1 protein-coding gene, 11 tRNA genes and 2 rRNA genes are annotated in these 7,636 nt (G+C 50.7%); all 14 read left to right on the top strand.

The window, feature by feature from the left end:
• Positions 1-162 precede the first annotated feature (162 nt).
• The 14 genes from GYMC10_RS28295 (at position 163) to ppc (ending at position 7,505) form a co-directional block, all read left to right on the top strand.
• Positions 163-3,091, top strand: a 23S ribosomal RNA gene (locus tag GYMC10_RS28295).
• Positions 3,092-3,158: 67 nt separating this feature from the next.
• Positions 3,159-3,275, top strand: a 5S ribosomal RNA gene (rrf, locus tag GYMC10_RS28290).
• A gap of 9 nt (positions 3,276-3,284) precedes the next feature.
• Positions 3,285-3,360: transfer RNA gene (locus GYMC10_RS28285), tRNA-Asn, on the top strand.
• 3 nt (positions 3,361-3,363) lie between these two features.
• Positions 3,364-3,439, top strand: a tRNA-Thr gene (locus GYMC10_RS28280).
• Between the two features lie 37 nt (positions 3,440-3,476).
• Positions 3,477-3,551 (top strand) — tRNA-Glu (locus GYMC10_RS28275).
• A gap of 43 nt (positions 3,552-3,594) precedes the next feature.
• Positions 3,595-3,670 (top strand) — tRNA-Val (locus tag GYMC10_RS28270).
• A gap of 53 nt (positions 3,671-3,723) precedes the next feature.
• A tRNA-Gln gene (locus tag GYMC10_RS28265) sits at positions 3,724-3,798 on the top strand.
• Positions 3,799-3,864: 66 nt separating this feature from the next.
• Positions 3,865-3,940: transfer RNA gene (locus GYMC10_RS28260), tRNA-Lys, on the top strand.
• A 14-nt stretch (positions 3,941-3,954) separates the two neighbouring features.
• Positions 3,955-4,038, top strand: a tRNA-Leu gene (locus GYMC10_RS28255).
• A gap of 5 nt (positions 4,039-4,043) precedes the next feature.
• Positions 4,044-4,118, top strand: a tRNA-Gly gene (locus tag GYMC10_RS28250).
• Between the two features lie 3 nt (positions 4,119-4,121).
• Positions 4,122-4,198, top strand: a tRNA-Arg gene (locus tag GYMC10_RS28245).
• Positions 4,199-4,218: 20 nt separating this feature from the next.
• Positions 4,219-4,292: transfer RNA gene (locus tag GYMC10_RS28240), tRNA-Pro, on the top strand.
• Between the two features lie 76 nt (positions 4,293-4,368).
• Positions 4,369-4,442, top strand: a tRNA-Gly gene (locus tag GYMC10_RS28235).
• Between the two features lie 276 nt (positions 4,443-4,718).
• A complete protein-coding gene (gene ppc, locus GYMC10_RS28230; protein WP_015737611.1) occupies positions 4,719-7,505 on the top strand; it encodes a phosphoenolpyruvate carboxylase in 2,787 nt (928 codons plus the stop codon).
• Positions 7,506-7,636: the final 131 nt, after the last annotated feature.

The following is a 7,636-nucleotide window of genomic DNA, read 5'->3' as shown; positions in this document are numbered from 1 at the left end:
ATATCCTTTTAGCTGAACTTGTGTCAAACAAGTTTAATAAAAAGTAGCGCGAAGGTTTTGGGATCATCGATCCTTTGGAAGTTTGTTTCTACCTATTGACTCGTTTAATAGATCAGGAAACAAACGAACAACAGAGCGATGAGCACAATAACCGGAGCAGTTGGTTAAGCTACTAAGAGCACACGGAGGATGCCTAGGCGCTAGGAGCCGAAGAAGGACGTGGCGAACAACGATACTGCCTCGGGGAGCTGTAAGCAAGCTTCGATCCGGGGATGTCCGAATGGGGAAACCCAGCTGATGTAATAGTCAGTTACCCGTATCTGAATACATAGGATGCGAGGAGGCATACCCAGGGAACTGAAACATCTAAGTACCTGGAGGAAGAGAAAACAAGAGTGATTCCGTCAGTAGCGGCGAGCGAACGCGGAACAGCCTAAACCAGAGAGCTTGCTCTCTGGGGTTGTGGGACGTCTCACATGGAGTTACAAAGGAACATATTAGGCGAAGAGGTCTGGAAAGGCCCGCTATAAGAGGTAAAAGCCCTGTAGCCGAAAGTATATTCCCTCCGAGACGGATCCCGAGTAGTGCGGGGCACGTGAAACCCCGTATGAATCCAGCAGGACCATCTGCTAAGGCTAAATACTCCCTAGCGACCGATAGTGAAGCAGTACCGTGAGGGAAAGGTGAAAAGCACCCCGGAAGGGGAGTGAAATAGAACCTGAAACCGTGTGCTTACAAGAAGTCAGAGCCCTATTTATGGGTGATGGCGTGCCTTTTGTAGAATGAACCGGCGAGTTACGTTCCCATGCAAGGTTAAGGCGAGAAGCCGTAGCCGCAGCGAAAGCGAGTCTGAATAGGGCGACTTAGTATGTGGGCGTAGACCCGAAACCGTGTGATCTACCCCTGTCCAGGGTGAAGGTGCGGTAACACGCACTGGAGGCCCGAACCCACGTATGTTGAAAAATGCGGGGATGAGGTGGGGGTAGCGGAGAAATTCCAATCGAACTCGGAGATAGCTGGTTCTCCCCGAAATAGCTTTAGGGCTAGCCTCGGAATGAAGAGTCGTGGAGGTAGAGCACTGATTGGGTGCGGGGCCCGCAAGGGTTACCAAGCTCAGTCAAACTCCGAATGCCATAGACTTATATCCGGGAGTCAGACAGTGAGTGCTAAGATCCATTGTCAAAAGGGAAACAGCCCAGACCATCAGCTAAGGTCCCCAAGTGTGTGTTAAGTGGGAAAGGATGTGGAGTTGCACAGACAACCAGGATGTTGGCTTAGAAGCAGCCACCATTTAAAGAGTGCGTAATAGCTCACTGGTCGAGTGACTCTGCGCCGAAAATGTAACGGGGCTAAACACACCACCGAAGCTATGGCTTGATGCGTATGCATCAGGGGTAGGGGAGCGTTGTATGCAGGTTGAAGGTGTACCGTAAGGAGCGCTGGACAGCATACAAGTGAGAATGCCGGTATGAGTAACGAAAAGATCAGTGAGAATCTGATCCGCCGAAAGCCCAAGGTTTCCTGAGGAAGGCTCGTCCGCTCAGGGTAAGTCGGGACCTAAGGTGAGGCCGAAAGGCGTAATCGAAGGACAACAGGTTGAAATTCCTGTACCACCGTAAACCGTTATGAACGATGGGGTGACGCAGGAGGGTAGTGACGCGGACTGATGGATGTCCGTCCAAGCAGTGAGGCTGATGTGTAGGCAAATCCGCACATCGTAAGGCTGGGCTGTGATGGGGAGTGAAAATTACAGTAGCGAAGGTCATGATCTCACACTGCCAAGAAAAGCCTCTAGTCAGGTGAAGGTGCCCGTACCGCAAACCGACACAGGTAGGCGAGAAGAGAATTCTAAGGCGCGCGGAAGAACTCTCGTTAAGGAACTCGGCAAAATGACCCCGTAACTTCGGGAGAAGGGGTGCCTCGGTAGGGTGAATAGCCCGAGGGGGCCGCAGTGAAAAGGCCCAAGCGACTGTTTAGCAAAAACACAGGTCTGTGCGAAGCCGTAAGGCGAAGTATACGGGCTGACGCCTGCCCGGTGCTGGAAGGTTAAGGGGAGCGGTTAGGGGTTAAACCCGAAGCTGTGAACCGAAGCCCCAGTAAACGGCGGCCGTAACTATAACGGTCCTAAGGTAGCGAAATTCCTTGTCAGGTAAATTCTGACCCGCACGAATGGCGTAACGACTTGGGCGCTGTCTCAACGAGAGATCCGGTGAAATTTTAATACCTGTGAAGATGCAGGTTACCCGCGACAAGACGGAAAGACCCCATGGAGCTTTACTGCAGCTTGATATTGGATTTGGGTACGATCTGTACAGGATAGGTGGGAGCCTAAGAAGCATGAGCGCCAGCTTGTGTGGAGGCGACGTTGGGATACCACCCTGATCGTATCTAGGTTCTAACCTGGTACCGTAATCCGGTACGGGGACAGTGTCAGGCGGGCAGTTTGACTGGGGCGGTCGCCTCCTAAAGAGTAACGGAGGCGCCCCAAGGTTCCCTCAGAATGGTTGGAAATCATTCGAAGAGTGCAAAGGCATAAGGGAGCTTGACTGCGAGACCTACAAGTCGAGCAGGGACGAAAGTCGGGCTTAGTGATCCGGTGGTACCGCATGGAAGGGCCATCGCTCAACGGATAAAAGCTACCCTGGGGATAACAGGCTTATCTCCCCCAAGAGTCCACATCGACGGGGAGGTTTGGCACCTCGATGTCGGCTCATCGCATCCTGGGGCTGAAGTAGGTCCCAAGGGTTGGGCTGTTCGCCCATTAAAGCGGTACGCGAGCTGGGTTCAGAACGTCGTGAGACAGTTCGGTCCCTATCTGTCGTGGGCGTAGGAAATTTGAGAGGAGCTGTCCTTAGTACGAGAGGACCGGGATGGACGTACCGCTGGTGCACCAGTTGTTCCGCCAGGAGCATGGCTGGGTAGCTACGTACGGACGGGATAAGCGCTGAAAGCATCTAAGCGTGAAGCCCCCCTCAAGATGAGATTTCCCAGTATGTAAGACCCCTTGAAGACGACGAGGTAGATAGGTTGGAGGTGGAAGTGCAGCAATGCATGGAGCTGACCAATACTAATCGGTCGAGGGCTTATCCAAAATATATTTCAATGTGCTGCAAATATCGTTTCGTATCTAGTTTTCAGGTGATCAAGCATCTGAACCGTTTGGTGGCGATGGCGGAAGGGTTCCACGCGTTCCCATACCGAACACGACCGTTAAGCCTTCCAGCGCCGATGGTACTTGGACCGAAGGGTCCCGGGAGAGTAGGACGTCGCCAAGCGGTACATATTCCCTGATAGCTCAGTTGGTAGAGCACTCGACTGTTAATCGAGTTGTCACAGGTTCGAGTCCTGTTCGGGGAGCCACTTGCTTCCATAGCTCAGTAGGTAGAGTGCATCCATGGTAAGGATGAGGTCACCGGTTCGATCCCGGTTGGAAGCTCCAGATTCGCTTTTGGTTTGGACATGCATCATGAAAATGTGGCCCGTTGGTCAAGGGGTTAAGACACCTCCCTTTCACGGAGGTAACAGGGGTTCGAATCCCCTACGGGTCACCACTATTTTATTGCATCAGGGGATGAGAACCCCATGAGTTTATACGGAGGCTTAGCTCAGCTGGGAGAGCATCTGCCTTACAAGCAGAGGGTCGGGGGTTCGATCCCCTCAGCCTCCACCATTTCATGCATGATTCTAACGAGAATCGGCAAGATAGAAGTAACTCAACGATTTTGGGGATTAGCCAAGCGGTAAGGCAACGGACTTTGACTCCGTCATGCATAGGTTCGAATCCTATATCCCCAGCCACTTTACTCCAAATAGTAAAGTTACGCTTTGAAGGTGATTCCGAGTATTTTCGGTGGCCTGAAATGCGAGCCATTAGCTCAGTTGGTAGAGCACCTGACTTTTAATCAGGGTGTCGAAGGTTCGAGTCCTTCATGGCTCACCATTGTTTCATCTTGTGCGCGTGTGGCGGAATTGGCAGACGCACTAGACTTAGGATCTAGCGTCTTTGACGTGGGGGTTCAAGTCCCTCCACGCGCACCATTAATGCGGACGTGGCTCAGCGGTAGAGCATCGCCTTGCCAAGGCGAGGGTCGCGGGTTCGATTCCCGTCGTCCGCTCCATTTGCGCCCTTAGCTCAGCTGGATAGAGCGTTTGACTACGAATCAAAAGGTCGGGAGTTCGAATCTCTCAGGGCGTGCCATTTTTTAAAAAGATTAATATCGGGATGTAGCTCAGCTTGGTAGAGCACCTGGTTTGGGACCAGGGGGTCGCATGTTCAAATCGTGTCATCCCGATTTGCTTAAGAATTGAGGCCCGGCAAAAGTAACCGAATATGCTTTGAAGCATAACGTCACTTTTGTGGGTTGATATGCGGGTGTAGTTCAATGGTAGAACTCCAGCCTTCCAAGCTGGTAGCGTGGGTTCGATTCCCATCACCCGCTCCATACATAAGCAGGACATCACCGTGTGTGATGTTTTTTTTACATATTCATACGACTATCCTGCGAAGTGTTAATGCAATAAAGAATGCTTGTCGTATCAACGGTTTATAGGACTAATGTCCGTGGGCTATGGGTATAACATGACCATGAGTTTTGTCGATTTGGCTAATTTTTTCGCCTGAAAAATGCAGATTTTCATTCGCTTTTATTGTATGATGTTAGGAAGGCGTTACGTCCTATAGATAAACTGCTGAAACGGGTTGAGATGGGAGGAGTAGCATGACTGAACTTACAGTAACCGCAAAAAGCAATTCCAACAATCTGCTGCGGCGAGATGTACGGTTCCTTGGCAATATTCTTGGAGAAGTTCTTGTCCATCAAGGAGGCAATGAGCTTTTAGATATAGTTGAGAAAATTCGCGAAACGAGTAAATCGTTGCGATCCGTATTCTTGCCAGAATTGTTTGCAGATTTCAAAAGGATCATCAGCACGCTGGAACCCGACATTCGCCATCAGGTGATTCGCGCGTTTGCCATTTACTTTCAATTGGTTAACATCGCCGAACAGAATCATCGCATACGGCGTAAACGCGATTACGAGCGTTCCGCCGGGGAAAGTGTTCAACCAGGTTCCATCGAAAGTGCAGTCCAGGATTTGAAAGAGCGCAATATTACGTTTGAAGAAGTTCAAGAAATTCTCGAAAGTCTATCCCTTGAGCTGGTGATGACCGCTCATCCAACAGAAGCGATGCGTCGGGCTATTCTGGATATCCATAAACGGATAGCGGACGATGTGATGCAGCTGGACAATCCGACACTGACGTTCCGCGAACGGGAGCAGCTTCGGGAGAAACTACTGAATGAAGTGATTACGCTATGGCAAACCGATGAGCTTCGTGACCGTAAACCTACTGTTCTGGATGAAGTCAGAAACGGTATGTATTATTTTCACGAAACCCTGTTTCACATTCTGCCAGAGGTTTATCAAGAACTGGAGCGCTGCCTAACTAAATATTATCCGGGTCACCATTGGCACGTTCCAACCTATTTGCGTTTCGGTTCGTGGATCGGTGGCGATCGGGACGGAAATCCTTCAGTGACGGCGGACGTAACATGGAGAACGCTTGAAATGCAGCGGAAGCTGGCGATTCGTGAGTACCAACGGATTTTGCGTGAATTCATGAAATACCTGAGCTTCAGCTCGTCAATCGTTAACGTTTCGGATGAATTGCTTCAATCCATTGAAAAAGACCGCGAGCATGTAACACTGAAGAAGATGGAAATTTGGCACAATGAGAAAGAGCCTTATCGTGTAAAACTGGTATATATGCTGGCTAAAATGAGTCACATTCTGGATGAGAACATGACGGGCGGCGAGCGTTATCAGACCCCCGAGGAATTCATCGAGGATTTGAAAATCATTGATCGAAGCCTGCGTTTCCATTTTGCTGACTATGTTGCAGACACCTATATTCAAAAGCTGATTCGCCAGGCGGAGTTGTTTGGTTTCCATACCGCAACGCTGGATATCAGACAGCATAGCCAAGAGCATGAGAATGCCATGGCCGAAATTCTGCGGAAAATGAACGTGACGCAGGACTACGCCCAATTGAGCGAAGACGAGAAGATCGAACTGCTCAATAACTTGCTTAACGATCCGCGTCCGTTGACTACGCCTTATCAGGAGTATAGCGACAGCACCGAGGAATGCCTCGAAGTATACCGTACCGTTTTCCGTGCGCAGCAGGAATTCGGCGTGAAATGCATCTCCAGTTATTTGATCAGTATGGCCGAGGGCGCAAGCGACATTCTGGAAGTGATGGTATTTGCCAAAGAAGTCGGGCTGTTCCGGAAGGATAACGACGGTTCCGTAATCGCTACGCTGCAGGCTGCGCCATTATTCGAGACGATTGACGATCTTCATGCCGCCCCGGATATCATGCGCAAGCTCTTCAGCCTGCCGATCTACCGTGAAGCGGTGAGCGCCATGAACGAACTGCAGGAGATCATGCTGGGCTACTCTGACAGCAACAAGGACGGCGGAGCCATTACGGCGAACTGGGAGCTCCAGGTAGCACTCAAAGAGATTACGGCCGTAGCCAATGAATTCGGCATCAAGGTAAAATACTTCCATGGACGCGGCGGATCGCTCGGACGCGGCGGTATGCCTCTGAACCGCAGCATTTTGGCTCAGCCGGCATCGACCATTGCAGGCGGCATCAAAATTACGGAGCAGGGCGAGGTTATTTCGTCCCGTTACTCCTTGAAGGGCATTGCCTACCGGAGTTTGGATCAGGCGACCTCAGCACTGATTACGGCTTCCCTGAATGCCCGTTACCCTGAAAAAGAATCGACCGAAAAAGAGTGGGAAGTGATTTCCTCCAGCATTTCGGCCGTTTCTCAGAAAAAATATCAGGATCTGATATTCCGCGATCCGGATTTCCTTACTTTCTTCAAGGAATCCACGCCGCTTCCTGAGGTGGGCGAGCTGAATATTGGTTCCCGGCCTTCCAAGCGCAAGAACAGCGACCGTTTCGAGGACCTGAGAGCCATTCCTTGGGTGTTTGCATGGACGCAGAGCCGTTACCTGCTTCCGGCATGGTACGCGGCTGGTACGGGCTTACAGAGCTTCTACCAAGGCAAGGAAGAGAATATGAAGGTGCTTCAACAGATGTACACGAGCTATCCGTTCTTTACGTCCCTGATCGATACCCTTCAGATGGCACTTGCCAAGGCAGATCTGATCATCGCCAAGGAGTATTCCTTGATGACGAAGGATGATCAAGCACGCGAGCGCATCTTCGGTCTGATTCAGGAAGAATTCAAATTGACGAAAGAGCTGGTTCTTAAGATTACAGGACAACAGGATATTCTGGATAACCAGCCGGTTCTGCAGGAATCGATAAGACTCCGCAACCCTTACGTGGATCCGCTCAGCTATCTGCAGGTTCAACTGCTTAACGAGCTGCGTGAACTAAGGGAGCAGGAGCAGGATGATCCGGATCTGCTTCGGGAAGTACTGCTGACCATCAACGGCATTGCCGCCGGGCTTCGCAATACAGGCTGATCCCTGCAGAAGCTAAAGCTGTTTGAAAGGGATAGTATAAGGCGAGGTTCCCTAGAGGGACCTCGTTTTTTTCATCTATGCGCAGCTTGCGTCCTAATGATTAATGTATCGGCTGCAGGTGAATTGTCTTT

The organism is Paenibacillus sp. Y412MC10 (assembly GCF_000024685.1).
Lineage (GTDB): Bacteria > Bacillota > Bacilli > Paenibacillales > Paenibacillaceae > Paenibacillus_AQ > Paenibacillus_AQ lautus_A.
Note: the sequence above shows the minus strand (reverse complement) of the source record. Positions and strands in the feature narration are given on the sequence as shown.